This is a genomic window from Streptomyces sp. NPDC001093, assembly GCF_040298985.1.
GTDB lineage: Bacteria > Actinomycetota > Actinomycetes > Streptomycetales > Streptomycetaceae > Streptomyces.
On the sequence record NZ_JBEPBF010000085.1, the window covers coordinates 22,466 to 44,837 of the forward strand.

Here is a 22,372-nt window from a genome sequence, read left to right on the forward strand (position 1 = left end):
CCTCGCAACCTCCCTGGAGAGAACCGGAGATGAAGCCGTCATGAGCGCACCGCAAGGAAGCACCGCCAGCCCGTTCCGGCAGCCCAAGGCCGTGTGGGCCGTGGCGTTCGCCTGCGTGATCTCGTTCATGGGCATCGGCCTGGTCGACCCGATCCTGCCCGCCCTGGCCAAGAGCCTGCACGCCTCGCCCAGCCAGGTCTCGCTGCTGTTCAGCAGCTATCTGATCGTCACCGCGGTGGCGATGCTGGTCGTCGGCTGGTTCTCCAGCCGGTTCGGCGCCAAGCGCACCCTGGTCATCGGCCTCGCCGTCATCGTGGTCTTCGCCGCGCTGGCAGGCTCCTCGGGCTCCATCAACGGCATCGTCGGCTTCCGCGCCGGCTGGGGTCTGGGCAACGCCCTCTTCATCGCCACCTCGCTCGCGGTGATCGTCGCCTCGGCCAGCGGCGGCTTCGGGGGCGCGATCATCCTCTACGAGACCGCACTCGGCCTCGGTATCGCCGTAGGGCCGCTGCTGGGCGGCGAGTTGGGCGCCATCAGCTGGCGCGGCCCGTTCTTCGGCGTCGCCGTCCTCATGTCCATAGCCCTCGTCGCGACCCTCGCCTTCGTACCGTCGCTGCCCAAGCCCGCCCGGCCCACCTCCCCCGTCGCGCCGCTCAGGGCGTTGCGCCACCGCGGTCTGCTGACCATGGGCATCATGGCCCTGCTCTACAACTGGGGCTTCTTCACCATGCTCGGCTACGCCCCCTATCCGATGAAGCTCGGCGCCCACGAGCTGGGTCTGGTCTTCACCGCCTGGGGCCTGCTGGTGGCCCTGTTCAGCGTGTTCGTCGCCCCGCGCCTGCAGGCCCGCTTCGGCACCGCTCCGGTGCTCTACGCCAACCTCGTCGGCCTCGCCGCCGTGATGGCCGTCATCGCCGCCGGCGTACAGACACCGGCCGTGGTCATCGTCGCGGTCATCGTCAGCGGTGCCTTCATCGGCATCAACAACACCCTCACCACACAGGCCGTCATGCTCGTCTCACCGGTGGAGCGCCCGGTGGCCTCCTCCGCGTACGGCTTCCTGCGCTTCATCGGCGGCGGCCTGGCACCGTACGTCGCCGGAAGGCTCGCCGACGCAACCGACCTGAGCGTGCCCTTCTACCTCGGCGCCGCCACCTTCGTCCTGGCCGTCCCCGTCCTGGCCGGCGGGCACGGCCTGCTGCGCCGGGCCGAGACCGACACCGGTGAGGCCGAAGCGGCGGTGCCTTCGCTCACGCCCGTCGGCGCCCCGGCCGCCACGGACACACCGCCGGTCATCGTCGCCGTGGGCGCGCACGACCGGGCCGCCGCCATCGTCGACGCAGCGGCCCGCCTCGCACGCGACACCGGCAGCCCGCTGGAGGTCGTCCACGTCCAGCAGACGGCGGTGGTCGAGGAGCAGGCCGTCGAGACCGAGACGGCCGAACAGGCCCGGGCCGCCGTGGTCGCCCACCTGGACCGTCTCGCGGAGCATGGCGTCGCCGCCACCGGTCAGGTCCTCGGCAGCGTGGGCGATCACGCGGCCGCCGGCCGTGCGCTGGCCCGGCACGCGGCACGCGTGGGCGCCCGCGCGGTCGCCGTCGGCCGCTCCCCGCGTGGTCCGCTCGCCCAGTTCGCCGACGGCAGTCTCACCTCCGCGCTCACCCACAGCGCCCCCTGCACGGTCGTCCTGGTCGACGCCGACGACAGCCGTCGGCACCTGACACCGGCCACCCTGGCGGAGCTGCGCGACACCGCGGCCTGAGGCTCACCGAATCAGTTTCCTTCGAGGCGAAGGTGCCGCACAGCGCCGGTCCGGACGCACGAGGAATGTGCTCGCCGTTCCTCGCCGGCCCCGGCCGTGAACAGTACGGCGGTCCCCTGCTCACAGTGCTCCGTAGGCGGCCGGTCGGCGTGGCCGGACGCGTGCCGGATTGCGCTCGTGTTTCCGGCCGTTCATGGTCGGAGGGTGAGCATGTCACCCGCGCTGCGGCCGCCCGACAGCCCTCGCGAGACCGGCCGCGGTCGGGTGCAGGGTGCCCCGGGCGTTCTCCGGGCCCTCGCCGTCTTCGGAGCCGTCCGGCTCGCCGGGGTCGTCCTGCTGATCGTGGCCGACGCAGTGGCCGGCCGCCCGTTCGGCAAGAGCCTGGTCCATACGTGGGACTCCGTCTGGTACCTGCACATCGCCGAGCACGGCTACGGGACCCAGCTGCGCATCACCAGCACTGGCGCGGTCCAGACCGACTGGGCGTTCTTTCCGCTGTATCCGGCGCTCATCCGCGCCCTGCGCGGCTTGCTCCCCCTGACCGCCGGGCAGGCCGGGCTGCTGGTCGCCTGGGGTTCCGCGGTGCTCGCCGTGTACGGCATCTACATGATCGGCCATCACCTCCACGGGCGGACGGTCGCCACCGCCGTCGTCGCCCTGTGGGCCGTACTGCCGCAATCGGTGGCCCTCACCCTCGCCTACACCGAACCGCTGTTCACCGCGTGTGCCGCCTGGTCCCTGTACGCCGTGCTGCGCCGCCGCTGGCTGGCCGCGGGCTCTCTGGCGCTGCTGGCGGGCCTCGCGCGGCCGAACGGGGTCGCGGTCGCCGCGGCCGTCGCCGCCGCGGCCGCGCACGAGGTCGTACGACAGCGCGGGCACGCCACCCCGGGACTCCTGGCCGGCGCGGCCCTCGGTCCACTGGGCTGGGCGGGTTATGTGCTGTGGGTGGGACGGCAGACCGGTGACCTGTGGCACGGGTACCTGCAGGTGCAGAGTGCCTGGAACTCCCGCCTGGACCTCGCGGTCGGGCCCCTGCGGTTTCTGGAGTCGATGCCGATGCGGGGCAGTTGGGTGACCTATCCCGTGTCCGTGGTCCTCGTCGTGGCCGGAATCGTGTCGTTCTGCGTGCTGTGTCTGGAGCGCGCCCCGCTGCCGTTGGTGGTCTTCGTGGGCGTGCTGCTGCTGTTGGCGCTCGCGGTGTCCGGACCCTTCTCCTCCAAGCCGCGCTTCCTCCTTCCGGCGTTCCCCCTCCTCATCCCGCCGGCCCGCGCCCTCGTACGGGCGTGGCGCGCAAGCCCGTCGGCCCGGTTCCGCCTGGTGTGCGCAGGCCTCACGGCCGTGTCCCTGCTCTACGGCACCTACCTGGCGGCCCTCGCCAGCCAGCCGCTGTGAGCCACCGGCGCACACACACCAGGCAGGGGTCGCGCCCGTACGCCACCTGGCCCAGGCGCTCGCCGCCCGACGGGCGAGGACCGGTCCGTCCGGGCGCCGGTCAGTCCAGCGCCTCGGTCTCGCACAACGCCTGCAGTGTCCAGCGGTTGAGCGTCTCGCTGCCGGCGTCGTAGGTGAGCCAGGTTCCGTCGCCCAGCGGGCGCGCGTAGGTGTCGGCGGGGCCCTCGGGATAGGTCACCGTGCCGCGTATCTCCAAGGTGGGGGTGTCGAGGATCCAGTGGCTGGGGGATTTGCCGTCCTCGGCGGAGTCGAGGGTCGACGCGATGACGGTATCGGCGTCCACGAAGCCGCAGGTGTAGTCCCAGTGGAGGGGATGCTCGTCGTCGTCCGACGCGGCCGGTCTCTCGGCGAGCACGGTGCCGTCCAGGGCGTGCAGCCGTATGTCGGCGCCGTAGTGCTGGACCGTCAGGAAGCCCGCGTGCCCGGGGTGGACGTCCATCAGGATGCGGTCCATGGTCTCGTTCAGGTCCCAGCCGGTCAGCTCCCTGCCGTCCCATCGCGCCCAGTGCAGCAGGATGCCGTCCTGGCCCATGCCGATGCACAGGCCCACATGGACGCCGTCCGGATGGGAGAGCTGGTGCGAACCGGCGGCGGCGCTCTCCAGTGGCATCGCCGCCAGCTCGCGTCCGTCACGGGCGTCCAGGACGACCCAGCGCTCCTCCCATTCGCCCTCCTCCGGCTCTGCCACGATGTGCGCCCACACCAGGCTGCCGTCGTCCGAGATCCGGCAGGAGCCGTGCTCGAGCCCCCGGCACACCTCCTGCTCGTCCCCGGTGTGCGGGTGGCCTGTCTCCGGTCCCCAGCAGCCGTGCCGGTACTCCCACAGGGTCTCACCGCCCGGGCCCACGGCCCGTGCCGCGCGCTGCCCCGAGAACACCGCGAACGTGCCGTCGGGACTCACCGAGTGGACACCGCTGTCCCAACCCGGCCAGGGCAGCGGGAAGACGGCGCTGGGCGCGCGCTCTCCGGCGAACACCTCGTCCAGGTCGTACACCTCCAGCTCATGGCCGCTCCGGAGGAGGGCACGGCGTGAGTCGGTCCCGCGGCTCTCGAAGGCGAAGCCGTTGACCAGGGCCTGCCCGCCGGGCAGGCGGACCGAGTCGCGAAGGTGTGCAGTGATCGGCATGGGTCCGAAGGTAGCGGAGCCCACTGACACCGGGCCGGGGCCGGCCGGCTCACTCGGGGGTCGTGGCCTCGGGTCGGCGTGCCTGACGGCGCCACAGGGAGGGGGTGGTGCCGTGGCGGCGTTTGAAGGCGACGCTGAAGGCGAACGGGTCCTCGTAGCCGACCTGGTGGGCCACGGCCGCGACGGTCGCCTCGGTGTCCCTCTGGTCGAGCCCGACCTACGGACCGACGTCGACCATGAGGCGCGGACCCCCCGGCTCGTCGCCGAAGCGGTGGACACCGGCGTACGACGGCTGGTGCTGCTGTCGGCGTACGGCGTGGGCGAGGCCGACGACACCCACCCCCTCAAGGGCGCCGAACGGGCCGTGCGGCGCTCGGGCGTCGAAGGGACGATCCTGCGGCCCGACTGGTTCTCGCAGAACTTCAGCGAGGGTCCCTGGCTCCAGGGGATCCGGACGGCGACCCTGTCCCTGCCGACCGGCGACGGCCGCACGCCTTTCGTGGACGCCGGGGACGTCGCCGAGGTCGCCGCATCCGCGCTGACCGAGGACCGGCACGGCGGCCGGACGTACCAGCTGACCGGTCCTCGGGCGATCGGCTTCGGCGAGGCGGCCGACCTCATCGGCAGGGCCACCGGACGTGTCGTCCGCCATGTCGACGTCGATCCCGGTGTGTTCACCGAGCGGCAGATCTCCTCCGGTGTTCCGGCCGACGTCGCGCGCCTGCTCACCGGCCTGCTCGTGACCGTCCGTTCCGGCCGGGGCGCCACGGTCGCCGACGCCGTGGAACGAGCCCTCGGCCGGCCGCCGAGGCCGTTCGCGGACTACGTCGCCGAGACCGCCGCCGGTCACTGGAGCTGACCCGACCGCACCACGGCCCCGGCTGCTCAGGGCCTGGTGCCGTCGGCCGTCAGGACGGCGAGGAGCCTGCGCGCCCGCTCGCGGAAGGCCTCGTCCTCGCGGATGATCCGGCCTTCCACGCCCGAGCGGATGACCCGCGCGTCGCCGTCGGCGAGAACCGCCAGCCGGGCCAGGTGACGTGGGGCCAGAGATGCGGAGCCGAGGGACTGCAGGGCATCCAGGGCTCCCGTCGGGTCGGCTTCCTGCTCGACGGCGTCCAGGACCGCCGTGGCGAGCCCGGTGCGCGGCGGTGGCGCGGGCTCCGCCACCGCCGCGAGGGCGAGCACCGCGGCCGGTACCTGCTCCGGGTCGCCGAGCAGGGCCTCGAGCCGGGCGGTCAGCGGACGTCCGGCCGGGCCCAGCAGTGCCGTCGCCCGGGCGGCCCGCACCGCGGACCAGCGGGCCCAGGGGCTCTGTGCCGCCCGGGCGAACACCGAATCCAGGGCCTCGACGACCGTGGGGGCGTCACCCGTGATGCGCCACAGCGCTTCGGCGAGCGAGGTGTCGGCGTCCAGTGCGGGGGTGACGGTGCTGCCCTTCCCTGCGGCAAGTGCCGCCTGCAGTACGGGAACCAGGGATCCGGCCCGGGGCCCGAGGGCGCCCGCTGTTCCGGCGGCTTCTTGCAGGTCGCGCGAGTCGCGTCGAAGCTCACGGGCGAGGCACGCCAGCAGCGGCTCCGGCTCGCCGACGAGGTCGTACAGCGCCTTCGCCGCCCGCAGCGAGCCTCGTTCGGCGGTGGCCCGCAGTGCGGTGGCTGCCCGTTGCCGTTCGCCGGGGCCGCAGTCGCGCGCGAGGGGGATGATGGCGGTGGCGGCCTGTCCGGGGAAGTGCGGCAGCAGCGCGTACAGTTCGGGCAGCGCCGAGGCGGCCCGAGCGCCCCAGCCGGCCAGCAGCTTCGTCAGCTGCCCCGGCTCGTTGCCGCTCAGGCTTCCGGGGCGGGAGAGGCGGCGGCGTACCGCCTCGAGGAGTTCGGTGTCGTAGGGGAGGACGACGTCCACGGGGCTCAGGAAGCCCGCGGCGGCGTCCAGGGCCCGTGGGCGCCGGCCGAGGCCGCGGGCCAGCAGCGGTACGGCTTGGGCGGGAGCCACCAGCACGAGCGCGGCCAGGGCCCGGTCGGCGTGGTCGTCCGCCCGGTCCGGGCTGCGGCCGGCGAGCGGCGCCAGGACGGACGCGGCCGGCGCTGCGGCGGTGCCCAGGCGGCCCAGGAGCGATGCCGCCGCCACCACGCCCTCCTCCTCGGTGGTCGCCTCGATCAGCCCGGCCAGCAGCCGCCGCGGGGCGCTGCGCGAGAGCATGCAGGCGCGGTCGGCCGCCCACAGCGCCTCGGCACGGACCTCCGCCCGACCGTCCCGAAGAGCGGCGTCCAGCAGCGCGAACACCGCCTCCCGGTCCGTCTCGCGGTCCCGGCCGAGCAGCGCCTCCACCACGGCGGCCAGGGGCTCGGCGCGGTCGAGGTCGAAGCCGTCCGAGACCAGTTCGTCAGCGGGCAGGAGGGACAGCAGCGTCGAGTGGTGCTGCCCGGTCCAGGGCAGGTTCGCGTCGAGACAGGCGAACACGGCGGCGAGCCGCAGCTCCGGCGGCTGGGAGGGCTCCAGGACCGTGGCGGCCGCTTCGGCACCGGCGCGGGCATCCAGCCGGGACATCGCGGCCAGGATCGCCGACCGCACCGACGGCTCGGACTCCTCGTCCCAGCGTCCCCGCAGTGCGGGAAGGACGGTGGCGGTGGCGCGGGTGTGGGACACGGCCCAAGCCGCGGCCCGGCGGACCTCCGGCTCGGCGGCATCGAGCAAGGGCAGCAGCAGGGCGAGCTGTTCGGTCACGGCGGCCCGGACCGTGCCCTGCGGCACGCCGTGCTCGTCCTCGCTCTCGGCCATACCCCCGAGCAGCGTCAGCAGGTCCGCCGTCCGATGGCCCGAGGCCGCGATCCTGGCCAGAAACGGCGCGATGTGTGCGCTGGCGGCGTAGACCGTGCCCTGGTGCAGCACACTCCCGTACAGCTCCGACAGCGCTGCGGCCGCCGCGTCGTCGTCCGGCCCGGTCAGTGCCCGCAGCAGATCGGGAAGGTCCTCCGCGGTGCCGTAGGCGTGGGAGAAGTCCGGCCAGGGCTGGGCGTCGAGGCCGTCGAGGGGGTGTGCGCGTTCCATGCGGGGCATCCTGCCAGTCGGCGCAGACTCCGGGGCAGCGCGGTCATGTCGTCCCGGCCGTCGTCCGGACGGCTCACGGGTGTGAGCAGCTCGGTGGGCCGGGGTCAGCCCTCGATGTCCAGGGCCGTCCCGTACAGCCGGTCCACCCGCAGCCGGATCACGACCCTGCGCTCGGCCACCTGCTGTGCGAGGAAGGCGTCTTCGTGCTCGGGCCTGGCGGTCGGCGGGAGCATCGCGAGGAGTTCCCGCCCGACCGCGTCACCGGGCACCGTGGTGGTCTCGGAGACCTCGGCGGATCCCTCGGCGACGGCGAACGACCACACGTCGCCGCCCTGCACATGCAGCGCCGCCCGCGGATCGCGCCGCAGTTGCTTCGCCTTCGCGCGGTCGGCCGTCGTGGACAGCCGCACGACGCGGGACTGGGGGTCCCAGGCGTAGAGCATGGTGGTGAGGTGGGGGTGACCACTTCGCTTGACCGTGGCAAGGGTGCCGAACTGCTGCTTGGCGAGCAGATCGGAGAGGGCTTCGTCGGACAGGGGCCGAGGTGCGGGTCCTTGAGTCATGCGGTGATCAACTCCCGTCCGCACGAGGGTATTCCGGGTGCCATGCCCCCACCTGGCGCCCTCAGTTCGTGTACCGCTCCGGCCGGTCCACGCGCACGGCTCGCCCGGGTCGCCGTATCACCGCTGCTGGAGCGGATCGACGACCCGGACGCCGCTGCCGTGCACGACCATGCGGCCGCGCGCCGGATCACCGTGTGGCCGAGCGCGGGCGGCCGAGCGGAGGGGCGGGGCTCAGCCCTCGGTGGGCCGGTACGGGCGGGGTACGAAGACCAGGGCGTCGCCCACGGACCGCTCGGTGGGCCCGCTGGGGTGGTTCACCAGGGTGCCCTCGACGGACATGGTGGTCGAGCCGCCGCCGTCCAGGTTGACGGCGTCGGCCAGGCCCAGGGCGTTGGCGACCGCCGCCGTCTCGTCCATCGTGGTGCCGACACTGGTCGTCATGCGGCCGTCGATGGTCGCCAGGACGACCTTGCCCTGGCGGGTCGTACCGGCGATCGTGCGCGGGTTGCGGTCGAAGAAGCTGCCCGAGCCGGCCGGCACCACGATCCGGCCGTGCGCGGTGAGGCGATAGCGGCCGTTCACGCCGAACAGCCCCGGGCGGGCGGGAAGCCGGCGGCCCTGCTCGTCCGTGAGCACGGATTCGGTGCGCAGGCAGCCCCCGTCGGCGGTGTGCAGCAGGGCCGCCGCGTCGGCCCCTGTGGCCTGTACCGAGGTCTGGCCGGCGGTCAGGTGCGTGCCGCGGGCCGTCCGGGTGCGGACGACGCAGCCGTGCCGGTCGAGGACCACCTCGACGCCCGCTCCGGAGGGGGTGCTCTCGGCGAACTCGGGGGTGAAGCGCACGACGTCGCCGGGCACGGTGCACCGGGTGGGATCGGTCAGGTCGGCGCAGGCCGCCGGGACGGCGGGCGGATGGTTCACGTACTTCAGCGGCAGGGTGGCTCCGGTCCGCCGGTTGTGCAGGCTGCCCGACCAACTCAGCCGGCCCATCAGGGCGCGGTTGCTGTGGGCGTCCACGACGAAGTCGGCCTCCGCGGGGTCGCCGGTGGGCTCGCTGAGCAGCCGTCCGTCGTAGAGGCCGAGGCCCACCGGGTCGCCGGGATACTGCGCGCTGGCGGTGAAGGTGAAGAAGGAGCCGTTGACGCCGGCCAGGGCATTCGAGGAGCGCACCAGATCGGTCGTCCTCTCCGTGTGGGCCAGGTCGGGGCCGAATGTCGCCTTCAGCTGCCCGTGCGCCCTGCGCGGGTCGATGGTGAGGACGTCGACCACCCAGGGGCCGCGTGTCGTGGTGTTGATCTGGTCGGCCGGGGCGGGCTCGGTGCCCCGGACGACACGGGTGAGGGTGACACCGTCGGCCAGGGTCTGTGTCGTGCGGGTCTCCGCGAGGCCGGGGTCGCCGAGCGGGAGCGTCGCCTGGGCGGCGGTGGCCCGGCCGGCGGGCGGCGCGAGCAGCAGGAGCAGGGCGGCCGCGGTGAGCGTCGCCGCACGGGTCAAGCCGGGTCTGTACGAGGTGAATGCCATGCACGCGAGGGTGCTCGTCGATGCGGACGTCCACCCGTGCGGCGGTTGATGTGCCGGTCCCGGTTCGGTTAACTGCCGGTTACGCGGGTCGAGTTGGCGGATACCGGCGAGCAGGAACCGGGCCGGGGGCCTGGCGTGCGCTCCCCCGCACCCGACGACCCTGACGAACCCGGCCGGCGTCCGTCCTGCCGTGCGCGGGCCCGGTCGAGGCTGTGCCGCTTCAGTAGCGCTGCACGTGAGCGTGGGACCGTCGGCCGCATCCCTCGCGACACGACGACGGGGCGTCCCGCCAGGCCTCATGACCCGGCGGGACGCCCCATCACGACCCGCGCTGCCGCTAGTTGCGGCGCCCCGCGGGATCGTGGGCGAAGGAGTCCCGGTCGGCGCCGGGCGCCGATGCGGAACCGCTGACACCGGTGCCCGCGCCGGCCGTCGCCGCCTCGGCCTGGTCACCGTGCCCCGGCCACCACGCGGCGTGGCCGATCAGCGCGGTGAGGCTCGGGGTGAAGAACATCGCCATGACGAAGGCCGCGACGGCGATGCCGAAGGAGACCGCGAAACCCATCTCCGTGAGCAGCGAGTTGCCCGCCAGCATCATCGTGGCGAAGGTCGCCGCCAGGATGAAGCCGGCCGCGGCGACCGTCGGACCGGCGTGGCGCAGCGCCATGCCGGCCGCCTCGCGCGGTTCGCGGCCCTCGCGGGCCTCCTCGCGGAGCCGGGCGATCATGAGGATGTTGTAGTCGGTGCCGATGGCGACCACGAACAGATACATGATCACCGGGAGCATGAACATCAGGCCCGAGTGTCCCTGCCCCTTCTGGAAGATCAACACGGTGGCACCGAGGGTGGCGCCGAAGCCGAGGCCCACCGATGCCATCAGGTACCAGGGGGCGACGACGCTGCGCAGGAGCAGGCCCAGGATCACCATGATGAGGATGGCGGCCACCGGGAAGACCGTCTTGTAGTCGTGGTTCACCGCGGTGTTGATGTCCTTGTAGATCGAGGACATGCCGCCGACGACCGCCTTGGTGCCGTCAGGGGCGTTGGCGTGAGCGACGTCCCGCACCCGGCCCACGGTGTCGATCGCCTTGTCCGTCGACGCCTCGTACTTGAGCGTGACGGTGAAGTCCGCGGTGCTGCCGTCCTTGTTCACCTGTGTCATGCGGGCGTTCGCGACCCCGTCCACGGCCCCGAGCCTGCTCGCGTACGCGGCGAAGGCCGCCTTGTCCAGCGGCTTGCCGTCGGTGCTGGACAGGTAGACGTCGGTGGGTGCCGCGGCGCCCGCCGAGTACGCCTTCTGCATCTGGTCCTGGACGACCATGGACTCCTTGGTCTTCGGCATGGAGCCCGAGGCCAGGTCGAAGGTGGCGTGGTAACCGAAGATGCCGCCCGCCAGCGCGACCAGGACGAGACCGGACAGCGCGGCGGCGAGCGCCGGACGGCGCTGGACCCCGCGGCCGAGGGCGGCGAAGCGGGCGTTCTCCGGTTCCTTCTGCCAGGACTTGGAAGGCCAGAAGACCTTCGGTCCGATCAGCGAGACCACCGCCGGGATCAGGGTCAGACCCGCGACGAGGGTCGCGCCGACCGCGATGGCGAGCGCCGGGCCCATCTGCTTGAGGAAGCCGAGGGTGGACAGCACCAGCGCGAGGAAGGCGATGATGACGGCCCCGGCCGCCGAGGCGATGGCCTCACCGACCCGGCCGACCGCGTTGACCATGGCCTGCTTGGGTTCGTCACCGGCGCGCAGTCGTTCGCGGTACCGGAACATCAGGAACAGGAAGTAATCCGTACCCACGCCGAAGAGCACGACGATCAGGATCGACGAGATCGAGCTGTTCGCCTGGAGGTCGAACAGCTTGGTGGCGTAGGCGATCAGGCCGTTGGCGACGGCCGACACCAGGCCGATCAGCACCAGGGGCAGTACGGCCAGGATCGGCGCCCGGAAGATGATCAGCAAGGTCACCAGGATGATCGCGAAGGTGCCGAAGCCGATCAGCGCCTGTCCTCGCTTGGACGAGTCCTGCTGGTCGAGAGCCTGGGCGGCGCTACCGCCGAGCTTGACGTCGAGATGCGTACCCTTGGCCAGCTGCTTGACGTCGTCGCGCAACACCTTGGCCGCGTCGGCCTGTTTGGGCTGGCCGGCGTTCTTGCTGTCCATCTGCACCAGGGTCAGGTCGTACCTGCCGTCCTTGGACGGCGGGCCGGGGACGACCTTCTGCACCTGGTCGATGTGCTTGTTGCCCAGTTCGGTGGTGATCCGGGCGATGTCCTGCTTGTCGGCGGCGGTCAGCTCGCCGCCGTCGGTGCGCTGGTACAGCGCGATCGCGGACGGGGTGAAGGTGCTGGGGAACGCCTTCTGTTGGAGATCGGCCGCTTTGATGGACTCGTAACTCTTGGGAAGGAAGCTGCTCTCGTCACTGTTCGAGGGCAGACTCGGTGCAGTGGCGACGATCGCCACCGCTGCGATCAGCCAGGCCACGATCGTCCAGACGGGATGTCGGACGACTGTGGCGCCAATACGTCGGAACATGCGGAAGGTCCTCCTGGGCAGGAAGATCACCACAGCCCGGGGAGCGGTCCCTGGCACGTCGGCGACCCTGACCGGCGCGTATCGAACGAGCCGGTCGAATGGTTGTCTTATGGCACATGGTAGTGACCGGACAGGAAGGTCATCTCGCCATTTGGTCTCCCCCTCGAGTGATGTTCGAGCGCTCAGGGGACGTGGAGCGCCCGGGACGTGGAGCGCCGAGCGGACACGTGAGCCCTCGGCCCAGGACCGGGACAGGCCGCTCAGCCGAGGATGAACGGGAGTTCGGCGGCGAAGTCACCCAGGGCGGCCTTCTCCGCTTCGGTCGGCGTACGGCGTCCGGTGCCGACGAGCAGCGCGTCCTTGTCGGAGAACGAGGCGGGGAAGGGAGTGCCCGCGATCTTCTCCAGCGACGCGCGCGCCGCCGTGAGCGTCTCGACGGGTGGCTCGGCGGCCGACGGCAGACGGGCGATCAGGTCGAGGTGGTGCAGGGTCCATTCGACCACGTACGCGGACAGGTAGTCGCCGGCGGTCAGTACCTCGTCGCGCGTACGGACGCGGAGGGCCGGATCGGCGAGCTCGGCGGCGCGGCCCGCCGCGGAACCGACGTCGTCCAGGTGGAACTTCAGCCACCGCGGCTCGCCGTAGGCGGCGGCCAGCCGGGGGATCAGCGCGTCGAGCGGATCCTGGCCGGTCGGGGGCTCGACCAGGTTCCAGTAGGTGACCGCGTCCACGGTCGGTTCGGCGTCGGTGGGTGTGACGAGTGTGATCAGGACGTCCTGGGCGTCGATGACCAGGTGGCACACCAGGTCACGTACCAGCCAGCCGGTACAGCCGGACGGCCGCTCGAAGTCCTCGTCCGGGAGTTCCGCGACCGCTGTGCGCAATGCCGTCCAAGAGCGTGAGAAGAGATCCACTGACCGCACGGTAGTGCGGGGCCGGCTCGGCGGACAACCGAATTCGGACGGGCCGGAACTCGGATGGCGTGCCTGCCCCACTCCGCGTGCCGCGGTGCGGCGACGCGCCTCAACTCGCTTTCCTCATGGCTTACTTCACACCTTGACCCCAATGGTCTGTACCTCTAGTTTCACAGCTCAGCCATCCCCCACCCGAAAGGCCACCCTCCTCCATGGCCAGGTCCCCTTCCGCCGCCGTCCTCACAGCCGCACTGGGCCTCTCCGCGTGCCTGCTCACCGCTTCCCCGGCCCAGGCCGGCACGCACGCCCCAGCCGCTCAGGACTCCGACACCTGCTGGGCGACCCACTACGGTCCGCAGCCGCCCGGCGCCCTGACGGCCAGCGGCGAACTCTTCGACAACAACGCCGACACGGCGGCGACCTCGCTCAGCCGTCAGCCCCAACTGCCCTTCGGCACACGGGTACAGGTCACGAACACCGCCAACGGCAGGTCGCTGGTGGTCCGCATCAACGACCGGGGCACGTTCGCCTGGACTCCGCAGGTACCCAAGTGCCTGGACCTGACCGACGGCGCCTTCGGACGGCTCGGCGGAAGCCTCGATCCCGACGCCGGACACATCGTCGTCACGGAGACCGTCCTCGGCTGACGGCCCGTACCCCCGTCTCCGGCCGGCGGCACGGCACGTCCGCCGGCACCGGCACGCACCCCATCCACCCGACCTGGACCGGAGCACCTGTCGATGCACCTCCGCCTCGCCGAACTCCCGCACAGACCCATACGTCCGGGGCGTCTCGCACGCTTCCTGGCCGGCGGCGCCGTCGCCGCCCTCCTCGCCGCGCTGTTCATCGCCTCGCCCGCCCGGGCCGCGGACGGCCGGATCACCGGGCTGGCCGGCAAGTGCGTGGACGTGGAGGGCGCCAACAGCGCCAACGGCACCGCCGTACAGCTCTACGACTGCAACGGAACCGGTGCGCAGAACTGGTCGAACCCGGGTGACGGCACCCTGCGGGCGCTCGGCAAGTGCCTGGACGTCGTCGACCGCGGCACCACCGACGGCGCGGCGGTCCAGCTGTGGGACTGCTCCGGCGGCGCCAACCAGCAGTGGGTGGTCACGCCGGCCCACGACATCGTCAACCCGGCCGCGAACAAGTGCCTGGACGTGCGGGACGACAACAGCGCCAACGGCACGCGGCTGCAGATCTGGACCTGCACGAGTGGCGCGAACCAGAAGTGGAACGCTCCGGCCGGCGGCGGAAGCGGCACACCGTCCGGATTCGTCGTCTCCGAAGCCCAGTTCAACCAGATGTTCCCGAACCGCAACAGCTTCTACAGCTACAGCGGCCTCGTCCAGGCCCTGAGCGCCTACCCGGGCTTCGCGAACACCGGCAGCGACACGGTCCGGAAGCAGGAGGCCGCCGCCTTCCTCGCCAACGTCAGCCACGAGACGGGCGGCCTGGTCCACGTCGTCGAGCAGAACACCGCCAACTACCCGACGTACTGCGACTGGAGCCGGCCGTACGGCTGCCCCGCCGGACAGGCCGCCTACTACGGGCGCGGCCCGCTCCAGCTCAGCTGGAACTTCAACTACAAGGCCGCCGGTGACGCACTCGGCATCGACCTCCTGGACAACCCCTGGCAGGTGCAGAACGACGCCTCCGTCGCCTGGAAGACGGGCCTTTGGTACTGGAACACCCAGTCGGGGCCGGGCACGATGACCCCGCACGACGCCATGGTCAACGGTGCCGGATTCGGCCAGACCATCCGCAGCATCAACGGCTCCCTGGAGTGCGACGGCAAGAACCCCGCCCAGGTCCAGAGCCGCGTCGACGCCTACCAGCGCTTCACCCAGATCCTCGGCGTCTCGCCGGGCGGCAACCTGTACTGCTGACCGGGTCCGCCCTCGCCCACAGGTGCACCGCCTCGCAACAGAGGCGGTGCACCGCGTGCCCGCCATCAGCACGGCATCCAGGTGCGCACCGTACGGCTGGTCCGGCTCAGCGGGCGGCGTCCATGCGCTGGGTGCCGATGACCGACAGCAGCCGCAGCGCCTCCTCGGACGGTGTGCCGGGGACGGCGGTGTAGATCACGACCTGCTGGTCCCGGTCGGCGAGGTCCAGGGCGTCGCAGTTGACGGTGACCGGCCCGACCTGCGGATGCCGGAACGTCTTGCGGAGCGTGGGTTCCGCGTCCACGTCGTGGGAGTCCCACAGCCGGGCGAACTCCTCGCTGCCGGCGCGGAGTTCGCGGATCAGCCCGGTCACCTCGGGATCGTCGGGGTAGCGGGCGGCGGCCGTGCGCAGCCGGCGGGCGGCGTGCCGGGCGAACGCGTCGGCGTCGGACACGCCGTACAGCCGCTGCCCCTCGGAGCGCGGCCCGAGGAAGGCACGGCGCGCGAGGTTGCGCTCGCGGCGCGGCAGGGCCGAGAAGTCCTCCATCAGGGCGGCGGCCAGCTCGTTCCAGGCCAGCACCTCCAGCGTGGCCGAGGTGACGAAGGCGGCGGACCGCGGCAGCCGGTGGATCAGGTCGAGGATGCTCTGCCGCACCTCGCGCGGGGGCCCGGGCGCGCGGTCCGGCGAGGCGCCGGCCAGCAGATGGAGGTGCTCGCGTTCGGCGTCCGACAGCCGCAGGGCGCGGGCCAGTCCGGCCAGTACCTCGCGGGACGGACGCGGGCCGCGGGCCTGCTCCAGCCGGGTGTAGTACTCGGTCGAGATGAACGCCAGGTGCGCCACCTCCTCGCGGCGCAGCCCCGGCGTGCGACGGCGCGGCCCGGCGGCCAGGCCCACGTCGGCAGGGCCGATCCGCTCGCGCCTGCTGCGCAGGAATCCCGCCAGTTCCGCTCTGTCCACACCTCCAGTGTGCGGGTCTGCGGCGAGCCCGATCCAGGTACTGCCGGTGCCTGGATGGGCCCGCCACCCGGGGCGCAGGCTCGCTGCCATGGACAACGCACAGAACGTCATGGACGACACACCGGACATCGACACGCCCGCATACGGCCTGCTGGCCGGCAAGGTCGCCTTCGTCAGCGGTGCCGGGCGCGGGATCGGCGCCGCCGCGGCCCGGCTCTTCGCCCGGGAAGGGGCCCGGGTCCTGCTCGCGGCCCGCACCGAGGCCCAGCTGAAGGCCGTCACCGAGGAGGTACGGGCGGCGGGCGGCACCGCGGACTACGTCGTGTGCGACCTGGCCGACACGGCGAGCGTGCGGGCCGCCGTGGACCGTACCGTCGACCTGTACGGCCGCCTCGACATCGCCTTCAACAACGGCGCCACGATCCAGCCGCCCGGCCCCATGGACCAGCTGCCGGAGGCCGAGTTCGACCATGTCTACGCGGTGAACCTCAAGAGCGTCTGGCTCGCCATGGTCGCCGAGGTGACCGCCATCCGGGCCACCGCCGGGACGGGCGCCATCGTCAACAACTCGTCCGTCGGCAGTCTGCGGGGCAACCCCGAACTGCCCGCGTACGGTGCGATGAAGCGGGCGGTGAACAGCCTCACCGAGTCGGCCGCCGTGACCTACGGCCCCGAAGGCATCCGCGTCAACGCCATCGCGCCCGGCAACACCCTGACGGAGATGATCCGGGCCTGGGAAGCTCAGGCTCCCGGCCTTCAGGACCGGCTCACGGCGCTCACCCCGCTGCGCCGCGCGGCCGTTCCCGAGGAGATCGCCGAGGCCGCCGCCTGGCTGCTGAGCGACCGCTCCTCCTTCGTGACGGGCACGGTGCTGCGGGTCGACGGCGGCGCACGGGCCTGACCGGGCGCGGGAGTCAGCCGAGACCGAGAACGCTCAGGGTCCGCTCGGCCATGCGCTGCTCGCCGAGCGCGTTGGGGTGGACCGGGACGATGTTCTGCCCGAACAGGAGCGGCTCGATCCACCGGGTGCCGACGGCCTGGCACGCGTCATGGCCCTCCGACGCCTGCGAGAAGTCGACGTACGTCGCCCCGGACTCCTCGGCGGCGCGCTGCACGACGGCGTTGAGGTGGGCCTGCAGCGCATGCAGGTACGGCACGTCACCGGAGGCGACCGGCAGCTGGGCGAAGCAGGACGGGTCGGCCTGGGCCGGCGTGATCCACGGATAACCGAGCACCGCCACACGGGCGTTCGGCGCCTTGGCCCGCACGGCGTCCAGCGCGTTCTTCAGCGCGGGGTAGGTCTTCGTGTCGATCCCGTCGTCGAAGGAGCTGCCGTAGATGTCCTTGCAGGGGCTGCCCTTGCCGCCGCTGAGAATGCCGGCGGTTCCGCAGGCGAGCATGGCGTCGACGAAGGTGCCGTTGTCGTTGCCGCCGATCGTCAGCGTCACCAGGTCGGTGCCGGCGGTGACCGCGTCCGTCTGCGGGGCGACCCCGGGGTACTGGGACGCGGTGAAGTCCTTGCTCTGGGCGGCGCCGCAGGTGACGTCCGTGAGCCCGGCGCCGGTGCGGGCGGCGATGACGTGGGGGTAGTCGGCCGTCGAGCGCAGACAGATCAGGTTGCTCGCGTCGACGGGCAGGACGCCCGAGGCGGCGCTGTAACTGTCGCCGAGGGCGGCGTAGTTCAGGGGTGTCGTGGCATGGGCGGGTGCGGCGGTGAGGCCGAGGGCCAGCGCGCCGGCGAGCGCGGACGTCGCGGCGATGGCCCGGCGCAGGGCAGACTTGGGCATGGGCGGGTGCTCCCTGTTCTCGAGGTGGGGACACGCAGCAGGCGGGCATGGCTGTGCCCGTGTGTGTGCTGGTGCGCGAGAATGCGGCGGCTCAGGGCAAGGGGGAGTTGCCTTGTCGCGGGGTTACCGCGAGGTACTACCGAGAAGTAATGTGCGGGCGGCGCACCCAGGAGTCAACGTTGTTGACAGAAGTTCTTGAAACACTCAGCTTCTTCGGGAACAACTGCTGTCTGGGCGCGAGAGGCTGACGGTGGGCATCACCCGGCGCGTTCCCCGGTGCGGGCGACAGCGAGCCCTTACGAAGTCATGACATGGCGGTCGCGTCACCCGGTTCCCGTGCCGTCGGCCTCTAGCGTGGCCGTATGCGTGTACTGGTCACCGGCGGTGCCGGGTTCATCGGGTCCCATGTCGTCGAGGCGCTGCGCGCGAGCGGGCACGAGCCGCTCGTGTACGACGTCCGGGCCGGTCGGGGCGCCGACGTGCGCGACCCGGCAGCGGTCGCCCGCGCCCTGTCCGGCGTGGACGCGGTCTGCCACCAGGCGGCCATGGTGGGCCTCGGCAACGGCGTCACGGACGCGGTCGAGTACGTCTCCCGCAACGACCTGGGCACCGCCGTCCTGCTCGCCGCGATGGCCGAGGCGGGCGTCCGGCGGCTGGTGCTTGCCGGGTCGATGGTGGTGTACGGGGAGGGCCGCTACGACTGCCCCGCGCACGGCGTCGTACGCCCGGGGCCGCGGGCCGCGGCCGACCTGGAGGCGGGCCGCTTCGAACCCCGCTGCCCGCGGTGCGGCGCATCGCTCGTCCCCGGCCTGGTCACCGAGGACGCCCCGCCCGACCCGCGCAACGTCTACGCCGCGACCAAGCTCGCCCAGGAACACCTGTCGGCCGCCTGGGCCCGCGCCACGGACGGTACGGCGATCTCGTTGCGCTACCACAATGTGTACGGCCCCAGGATGCCCCGCGACACCCCGTACGCCGGCGTCGCCTCCTTCTTCCGCTCGGCCCTCGAACGCGGCGAGGCCCCGCGGGTGTTCGAGGACGGCCGGCAGCGGCGGGACTTCGTCCACGTACGGGACGTGGCCGCGGCCAACGTCGTCGCGCTGGAGGCCGGGCCGCGCCCCGGAACCCTCACCGCGTACAACACCGGCAGCGGCGAGCCGCACACGGTCGGCGACCTGGCCCGCGCCCTGTCCGCCGCCCACGGCGGCCCGGAACCGGTCGTCACCGGCGAGTACCGGCTGGGCGACGTCCGCCACATCACGGCGGACTCCTCCCGGCTGCGCACGGAACTCGGCTGGAAGCCGGAGGTGGGCTTCGCGGAGGGAATGCGGGAGTTCACGCGAACGCACTGAGCGTGTCCACACGCGTGGGACGGCCTGACCCTTGATCATGGCGCTGCTTCGAAATGCGCATGAACCCATCGATGCGTACGAACCAGTCGAAAGGACAGCCATGTCGCGACGGACCCTGAGGCCGACCCGCGCCCAGGTCGCAGCCCTGCTCACCGCGCCGGTGCTCGGCCTGGGCCTCCTCGTCCCATCAGCCTCCGCGGACGCGCCGCCGCCCGGCCCGAAGGTCGACAGCGGCACCGTCATCGACAAGGTCTGCCGTCACGCGAACGAGGACCCCGAGGACGGCTCGGGCCTGTCCTGCGAGAAGGACATCGCGCCGCTCCTCTCGCGCATCATCGGCCCGGGGAGCGGGCTCACATGCCGGAACGTGGCCCCGAACTCCATCAGCTGCCGCCCGGAGTGACCGTTCACGCCTTCGCCGTCGGCAGGGTCACCTCGAAGCGGCAGCCGCCCGGGATGTTGCGGACGGTCGCCCGGCCCTGATGGGCCTCGACGATGCCCCGTACGATCGCCAGCCCCAGCCCCGCCCCGGCGGGCGGGGTCCGCGCGTCGCTGCCACGCCAGCCGGTGTCGAAGACGCGCGGCAGGTCCTCCTCGGGGATGCCGCCGCAGCCGTCCGTGACGGACAGCACCACCCCGTCGTCGGTACGCTCGGCGGCGATGGCGACGGTGCCGTCGGGCGGGGTCCGGCGGATGGCGTTGACCAGGAGGTTGCCGAGCACCCGGGTCATCTCCTTGCCGTCCACCTCCACCGGTACGGGTTCGACGCGGTCGCCCACCAGCCGTACCCCGTGTTCCCGGGCGAGCGGGTCGGCGCCGGCCAGTGCGTCGCCGACCAGGTCGTACAGGGAGATCCGGGAGGGGCTCAGCGGGAGGGTGCCCGCGTGGATGCGGGAGAGTTCGAAGAGGTCGCCGACCATGTCGTTGAGCCGTTCGACCTCGGTGCGGATCTGTTTGAGGTAACGGCCGGGGTCGGCGGCCACGCCGTCCTCCAGCGCCTCCGACATGGCGCGCAGTCCGGCGAGCGGGGTGCGCAGGTCGTGCGAGATCCAGGCGACCAGCTCGCGCCGGGACTTCTCGAGCGCCCGCTCCCGTTCGCGGGATTCGGCGAGCCGGGCGCTGGTGGCGGCCAGCTCACGGCTGAGGGCGGCCAGTTCGGCGGTGACCGGGCCGTGCGGGGCGGCGAAGGCGCCCGCGTCGCCGAACGAGCGGGCGGCGTCGGTGAGTTCGCGGCTGCGGGCAACGACCCAGCGGCCGAGGAGCAGCGCCGTGGCCAGGGAGACCACGGCCGCCATCGCGACGACGGTGGTGACCACGGTCAGGTCGTGCGAGGACAGGAACATCGCCCAGGCGACGGCGAGCGTGCCGGCGAGCATCGCGCCGACGCCGACCGCCGCGACCACGGCGACGGAGGCGGTGAGCGAGCGGCGCCGGATCAGGCGCAGCACGCCCGCTCCCGCCACCCCCGCGGCCGCGGCGCCGGCGAAGGCGTACAGGGCGATGAGGAGGGTGTCACGCATGGTCAGTGCACCGCCCCGTCCGGTTCGAAGCGGTAGCCCACGCCCCACACCGTCTGGATCAGGCGGGGCCTGGCCGGGTCGTCCTCGACCTTGCCGCGCAGCCTGCGGACGTGGACGGTGACGGTCGAGAGGTCGCCGAAGTCCCAGCCCCAGACCTCGCGCATCAGGTCCTCGCGGCTGTAGGCGCGGCCCGGGTGCCGCAGGAAGAACGCGAGCAGGTCGAACTCCCGGAGCGTGAGGGCGAGTTCGGTGCCGTTCTTGGTGGCCCGGCGGGCGTCGGGGTCGACGGAGAGGCCGGCCGCGGCGAGCCGGTGCCCCGTGGTGGCGGGGCGGCTGCGGCGCAGCACCGACTCCACGCGCAGGACGAGTTCGCGGGGGCTGAAGGGCTTGGTGACGTAGTCGTCGGCGCCGACCTCCAGGCCCAGGATGCGGTCGTCCTCGTCGCCGCGGGCGGTGAGCATGATGACCGGCACGGGCCCGCCGTCCCGCATCCGCCGGCACACCTCCAGGCCGTCCATGCCGGGCAGCATCAGGTCGAGCACCACGAGGTCGGGCCGGTGCGCGGCGGCGCGGGTGAGGGCGGTCGGGCCGTCGTCGGCGCGGTCGACCACATAGCCGGCGCGGTGCAGGTATCCGGTGACGACCTCGGCGACGGTCGGATCGTCGTCCACGACCAGGATCCGGGCCGTCCCGCCTGCGGCTTCGGTCCCGTGGGGCTCGTACAGCGATTGCATGGCTCCAGCCTCCCACCGCTCGGCCGCCGCCGTCGGGCCGCGGGGCGGGCGTCCGCGTTTCGTAAGGACCATGAGTCCCAAATGCCCGATTGGCGTTCGTAGGGTGAAACCGTGACGACCACTTCAGCGGACGTCGACGTGGTGCTCCCCTGCCTGGACGAGGCCGAGGCCCTGCCCTGGGTGCTCGGCCGGATCCCGGCCGGCTGGCGCGCCCTCGTCGTCGACAACGGTTCCACCGACGGCTCCCCCGACATCGCCCGCGCGCTCGGCGCGACGGTGGTGCACGAGCCGCGGCGCGGCTTCGGCGCCGCCTGCCACGCCGGACTGACCGCGGCCACGGCCGACATCGTCTGTTTCTGCGACTGCGACGCCTCCCTCGACCCCGCGCTGCTCGTGCCCTTCGTACGGGAGATCCGGGACGGCGCGGCCGACCTGGTCCTCGGCCGACGGCGTCCCGAGGGCCGGGGCGCCTGGCCGGCGCACGCCCGTGCGGGCAATCTCGCGCTGACGCGGATACTGCGCCGCCGTACCGGACTGCGCCTGCACGACCTGGGCCCGCTGCGCGCCGCCCGCCGTGAGCCGCTGCTCGCGCTCGGCCTCACCGACCGGCGCAGCGGCTATCCGCTGCAGATGGTCGTCCGCGCGGCCGACGCCGGCTGGCTCATCGCCGAGCACGACGTGTCCTACCGGCCGCGCACCGGCGCCTCCAAGGTGACGGGCACCTGGCGGGGCACCTGGCAGGCGGTGCGGGACATGAGCCGCGTGCTGGCCGAGACCCCGGCCGACGGGGGGCTCGTACGGTGACCACGCTGCTCGTCATCGCGAAGGAACCGCTGCCGGGGCGGGTCAAGACCCGGCTCACCCCGCCGTTCACCCCGCAGCAGGCCGCCCGTCTGGCGGAGGCGGCGCTCGCGGACACCCTGCATGCCGTGGCGGCGGCCCCCGCGACCCGGCGGGTCCTCGTCCTCGACGGGGCGCCGGGAGACTGGCTGCCGGTGGGCTTCGAGGTGCTGCCGCAGTGCGCGGGCGGGCTGGACGAGCGGCTGGCGGACGCCTTCGCGCACTGCTCCGGCCCGGCGCTGCTCATCGGCATGGACACCCCGCAGGTGACGCCGGAGCTGCTCACCGTGGACTTCGCGGGCTGCGACGCCGTCCTCGGCCCGGCCGAGGACGGCGGCTTCTGGGCGCTGGGCCTGGCCTGGCGAATCCGCGCTCCTGCTCGGAG

At 72.7% G+C, this 22,372-nt stretch carries 20 protein-coding genes and 1 pseudogene; 10 read left to right on the forward strand and 11 right to left on the reverse strand.

What is annotated here, in order from left to right; translation table 11 throughout:
* Positions 1-40 precede the first annotated feature (40 nt).
* Positions 41-1,762: an MFS transporter gene (locus ABT288_RS32630; protein WP_351615462.1), complete on the forward strand. Its 1,722-nt coding sequence runs from the start codon at positions 41-43 to the stop codon at positions 1,760-1,762.
* A gap of 210 nt (positions 1,763-1,972) precedes the next feature.
* Positions 1,973-3,154 (forward strand): putative hexosyltransferase, encoded by a 1,182-nt coding sequence (locus tag ABT288_RS32635; RefSeq protein ID WP_351615508.1) that lies wholly within the window; start codon positions 1,973-1,975, stop codon positions 3,152-3,154.
* Between the two features lie 100 nt (positions 3,155-3,254).
* On the opposite strand, the gene ABT288_RS32640 is transcribed toward ABT288_RS32635, so the two are convergent.
* Together ABT288_RS32640 and ABT288_RS32645 are read right to left on the reverse strand one after the other, a co-directional pair.
* A complete protein-coding gene (locus tag ABT288_RS32640) occupies positions 3,255-4,340 on the reverse strand; it encodes a hypothetical protein (RefSeq protein ID WP_351615464.1) in 1,086 nt (361 codons plus the stop codon).
* A 49-nt stretch (positions 4,341-4,389) separates the two neighbouring features.
* Positions 4,390-4,539 (reverse strand): annotated as a pseudogene (locus tag ABT288_RS32645) (helix-turn-helix domain-containing protein); the annotation flags it as partial.
* A 72-nt stretch (positions 4,540-4,611) separates the two neighbouring features.
* On the opposite strand from ABT288_RS32645, the gene ABT288_RS32650 reads away from it, so the two are divergent.
* Positions 4,612-5,199 (forward strand): Rossmann-fold NAD(P)-binding domain-containing protein, encoded by a 588-nt coding sequence (locus ABT288_RS32650; protein ID WP_502972883.1) that lies wholly within the window; start codon positions 4,612-4,614, stop codon positions 5,197-5,199.
* A gap of 26 nt (positions 5,200-5,225) precedes the next feature.
* Here ABT288_RS32650 and ABT288_RS32655 read toward each other — a convergent pair whose 3' ends face one another.
* The 5 genes from ABT288_RS32655 to ABT288_RS32675 all read right to left on the reverse strand — a co-directional run bounded on the left by ABT288_RS32655 (position 5,226) and on the right by ABT288_RS32675 (position 12,907).
* Entirely contained in the window at positions 5,226-7,382 is a 2,157-nt protein-coding gene (locus ABT288_RS32655) for a hypothetical protein (protein ID WP_351615466.1), read from the reverse strand.
* Positions 7,383-7,486: 104 nt separating this feature from the next.
* The gene (locus ABT288_RS32660; RefSeq protein WP_351615469.1) at positions 7,487-7,945 is read right to left on the reverse strand and encodes a PPOX class F420-dependent oxidoreductase; all 459 of its coding nucleotides are present in this window, start codon (positions 7,943-7,945) and stop codon (positions 7,487-7,489) included.
* Between the two features lie 231 nt (positions 7,946-8,176).
* A complete protein-coding gene (locus ABT288_RS32665) occupies positions 8,177-9,463 on the reverse strand; it encodes a phosphodiester glycosidase family protein (RefSeq protein ID WP_351615472.1) in 1,287 nt (428 codons plus the stop codon).
* Between the two features lie 337 nt (positions 9,464-9,800).
* Positions 9,801-11,993 (reverse strand): MMPL family transporter, encoded by a 2,193-nt coding sequence (locus tag ABT288_RS32670; protein ID WP_351615474.1) that lies wholly within the window; start codon positions 11,991-11,993, stop codon positions 9,801-9,803.
* Positions 11,994-12,253: 260 nt separating this feature from the next.
* The gene (locus tag ABT288_RS32675; RefSeq protein WP_351615477.1) at positions 12,254-12,907 is read right to left on the reverse strand and encodes a maleylpyruvate isomerase N-terminal domain-containing protein; all 654 of its coding nucleotides are present in this window, start codon (positions 12,905-12,907) and stop codon (positions 12,254-12,256) included.
* A gap of 212 nt (positions 12,908-13,119) precedes the next feature.
* Between ABT288_RS32675 and ABT288_RS32680 the strand changes: the two genes are divergently transcribed.
* Together ABT288_RS32680 and ABT288_RS32685 are read left to right on the forward strand one after the other, a co-directional pair.
* Entirely contained in the window at positions 13,120-13,554 is a 435-nt protein-coding gene (locus tag ABT288_RS32680; protein ID WP_351615480.1) for a septal ring lytic transglycosylase RlpA family protein, read from the forward strand.
* A gap of 93 nt (positions 13,555-13,647) precedes the next feature.
* Entirely contained in the window at positions 13,648-14,796 is a 1,149-nt protein-coding gene (locus ABT288_RS32685) for a glycoside hydrolase family 19 protein (RefSeq protein ID WP_351615483.1), read from the forward strand.
* A 106-nt stretch (positions 14,797-14,902) separates the two neighbouring features.
* Here ABT288_RS32685 and ABT288_RS32690 read toward each other — a convergent pair whose 3' ends face one another.
* Positions 14,903-15,754, reverse strand: a complete 852-nt coding sequence (locus tag ABT288_RS32690) for a helix-turn-helix transcriptional regulator (RefSeq protein WP_351615484.1) — start codon at positions 15,752-15,754, stop codon at positions 14,903-14,905.
* An 88-nt stretch (positions 15,755-15,842) separates the two neighbouring features.
* Here ABT288_RS32690 and ABT288_RS32695 point away from each other — a divergent pair, with 88 nt between their 5' ends.
* Positions 15,843-16,655 (forward strand): SDR family NAD(P)-dependent oxidoreductase, encoded by an 813-nt coding sequence (locus tag ABT288_RS32695; RefSeq protein ID WP_450863000.1) that lies wholly within the window; start codon positions 15,843-15,845, stop codon positions 16,653-16,655.
* A gap of 13 nt (positions 16,656-16,668) precedes the next feature.
* Here the strand turns inward: ABT288_RS32695 and ABT288_RS32700 are convergent, their stop codons facing one another.
* Positions 16,669-17,541: an SGNH/GDSL hydrolase family protein gene (locus ABT288_RS32700; protein ID WP_351615486.1), complete on the reverse strand. Its 873-nt coding sequence runs from the start codon at positions 17,539-17,541 to the stop codon at positions 16,669-16,671.
* 362 nt (positions 17,542-17,903) lie between these two features.
* On the opposite strand from ABT288_RS32700, the gene ABT288_RS32705 reads away from it, so the two are divergent.
* On the forward strand, positions 17,904-18,893 hold the full coding sequence (locus tag ABT288_RS32705) for an NAD-dependent epimerase/dehydratase family protein (protein ID WP_351615488.1): 990 nt from the start codon (positions 17,904-17,906) through the stop codon (positions 18,891-18,893).
* Between the two features lie 100 nt (positions 18,894-18,993).
* Positions 18,994-19,296, forward strand: coding sequence for a hypothetical protein (locus ABT288_RS32710; RefSeq protein ID WP_351615490.1), 303 nt, complete (start codon positions 18,994-18,996; stop codon positions 19,294-19,296).
* A gap of 4 nt (positions 19,297-19,300) precedes the next feature.
* Here the strand turns inward: ABT288_RS32710 and ABT288_RS32715 are convergent, their stop codons facing one another.
* Together ABT288_RS32715 and ABT288_RS32720 are read right to left on the reverse strand one after the other, a co-directional pair.
* Positions 19,301-20,413 (reverse strand): sensor histidine kinase, encoded by a 1,113-nt coding sequence (locus ABT288_RS32715; protein ID WP_351615493.1) that lies wholly within the window; start codon positions 20,411-20,413, stop codon positions 19,301-19,303.
* A gap of 2 nt (positions 20,414-20,415) precedes the next feature.
* On the reverse strand, positions 20,416-21,147 hold the full coding sequence (locus ABT288_RS32720) for a response regulator transcription factor (protein WP_351615496.1): 732 nt from the start codon (positions 21,145-21,147) through the stop codon (positions 20,416-20,418).
* Positions 21,148-21,258: 111 nt separating this feature from the next.
* Here ABT288_RS32720 and ABT288_RS32725 point away from each other — a divergent pair, with 111 nt between their 5' ends.
* Both ABT288_RS32725 and ABT288_RS32730 read left to right on the forward strand, forming a co-directional pair.
* Positions 21,259-21,951 (forward strand): glycosyltransferase family 2 protein, encoded by a 693-nt coding sequence (locus ABT288_RS32725; RefSeq protein ID WP_351615499.1) that lies wholly within the window; start codon positions 21,259-21,261, stop codon positions 21,949-21,951.
* Positions 21,948-22,372, forward strand: a 425-nt coding sequence (locus ABT288_RS32730; RefSeq protein WP_351615502.1) for a TIGR04282 family arsenosugar biosynthesis glycosyltransferase, incomplete at its 3' end; no start/stop codon positions are given. The genes ABT288_RS32725 and ABT288_RS32730, both read left to right, overlap by 4 nt.

Excerpts from the sequence above, each read along its gene's own strand:
- ABT288_RS32630 (WP_351615462.1), top strand. The coding sequence starts at position 41 with ATGAGCGCACCGCAAGGAAGCACCGCCAGCCCGTTCCGGCAGCCCAAG.
- ABT288_RS32635 (WP_351615508.1), top strand. The coding sequence starts at position 1,973 with ATGTCACCCGCGCTGCGGCCGCCCGACAGCCCTCGCGAGACCGGCCGC.
- ABT288_RS32640 (WP_351615464.1), bottom strand. The coding sequence starts at position 4,340 with ATGCCGATCACTGCACACCTTCGCGACTCGGTCCGCCTGCCCGGCGGG.
- ABT288_RS32655 (WP_351615466.1), bottom strand. The coding sequence starts at position 7,382 with ATGGAACGCGCACACCCCCTCGACGGCCTCGACGCCCAGCCCTGGCCG.
- ABT288_RS32660 (WP_351615469.1), bottom strand. The coding sequence starts at position 7,945 with ATGACTCAAGGACCCGCACCTCGGCCCCTGTCCGACGAAGCCCTCTCC.
- ABT288_RS32665 (WP_351615472.1), bottom strand. The coding sequence starts at position 9,463 with ATGGCATTCACCTCGTACAGACCCGGCTTGACCCGTGCGGCGACGCTC.
- ABT288_RS32670 (WP_351615474.1), bottom strand. The coding sequence starts at position 11,993 with ATGTTCCGACGTATTGGCGCCACAGTCGTCCGACATCCCGTCTGGACG.
- ABT288_RS32680 (WP_351615480.1), top strand. The coding sequence starts at position 13,120 with ATGGCCAGGTCCCCTTCCGCCGCCGTCCTCACAGCCGCACTGGGCCTC.
- ABT288_RS32685 (WP_351615483.1), top strand. The coding sequence starts at position 13,648 with ATGCACCTCCGCCTCGCCGAACTCCCGCACAGACCCATACGTCCGGGG.
- ABT288_RS32695 (WP_450863000.1), top strand. The coding sequence starts at position 15,843 with ATGGACAACGCACAGAACGTCATGGACGACACACCGGACATCGACACG.
- ABT288_RS32700 (WP_351615486.1), bottom strand. The coding sequence starts at position 17,541 with ATGCCCAAGTCTGCCCTGCGCCGGGCCATCGCCGCGACGTCCGCGCTC.
- ABT288_RS32705 (WP_351615488.1), top strand. The coding sequence starts at position 17,904 with ATGCGTGTACTGGTCACCGGCGGTGCCGGGTTCATCGGGTCCCATGTC.
- ABT288_RS32710 (WP_351615490.1), top strand. The coding sequence starts at position 18,994 with ATGTCGCGACGGACCCTGAGGCCGACCCGCGCCCAGGTCGCAGCCCTG.
- ABT288_RS32715 (WP_351615493.1), bottom strand. The coding sequence starts at position 20,413 with ATGCGTGACACCCTCCTCATCGCCCTGTACGCCTTCGCCGGCGCCGCG.
- ABT288_RS32720 (WP_351615496.1), bottom strand. The coding sequence starts at position 21,147 with ATGCAATCGCTGTACGAGCCCCACGGGACCGAAGCCGCAGGCGGGACG.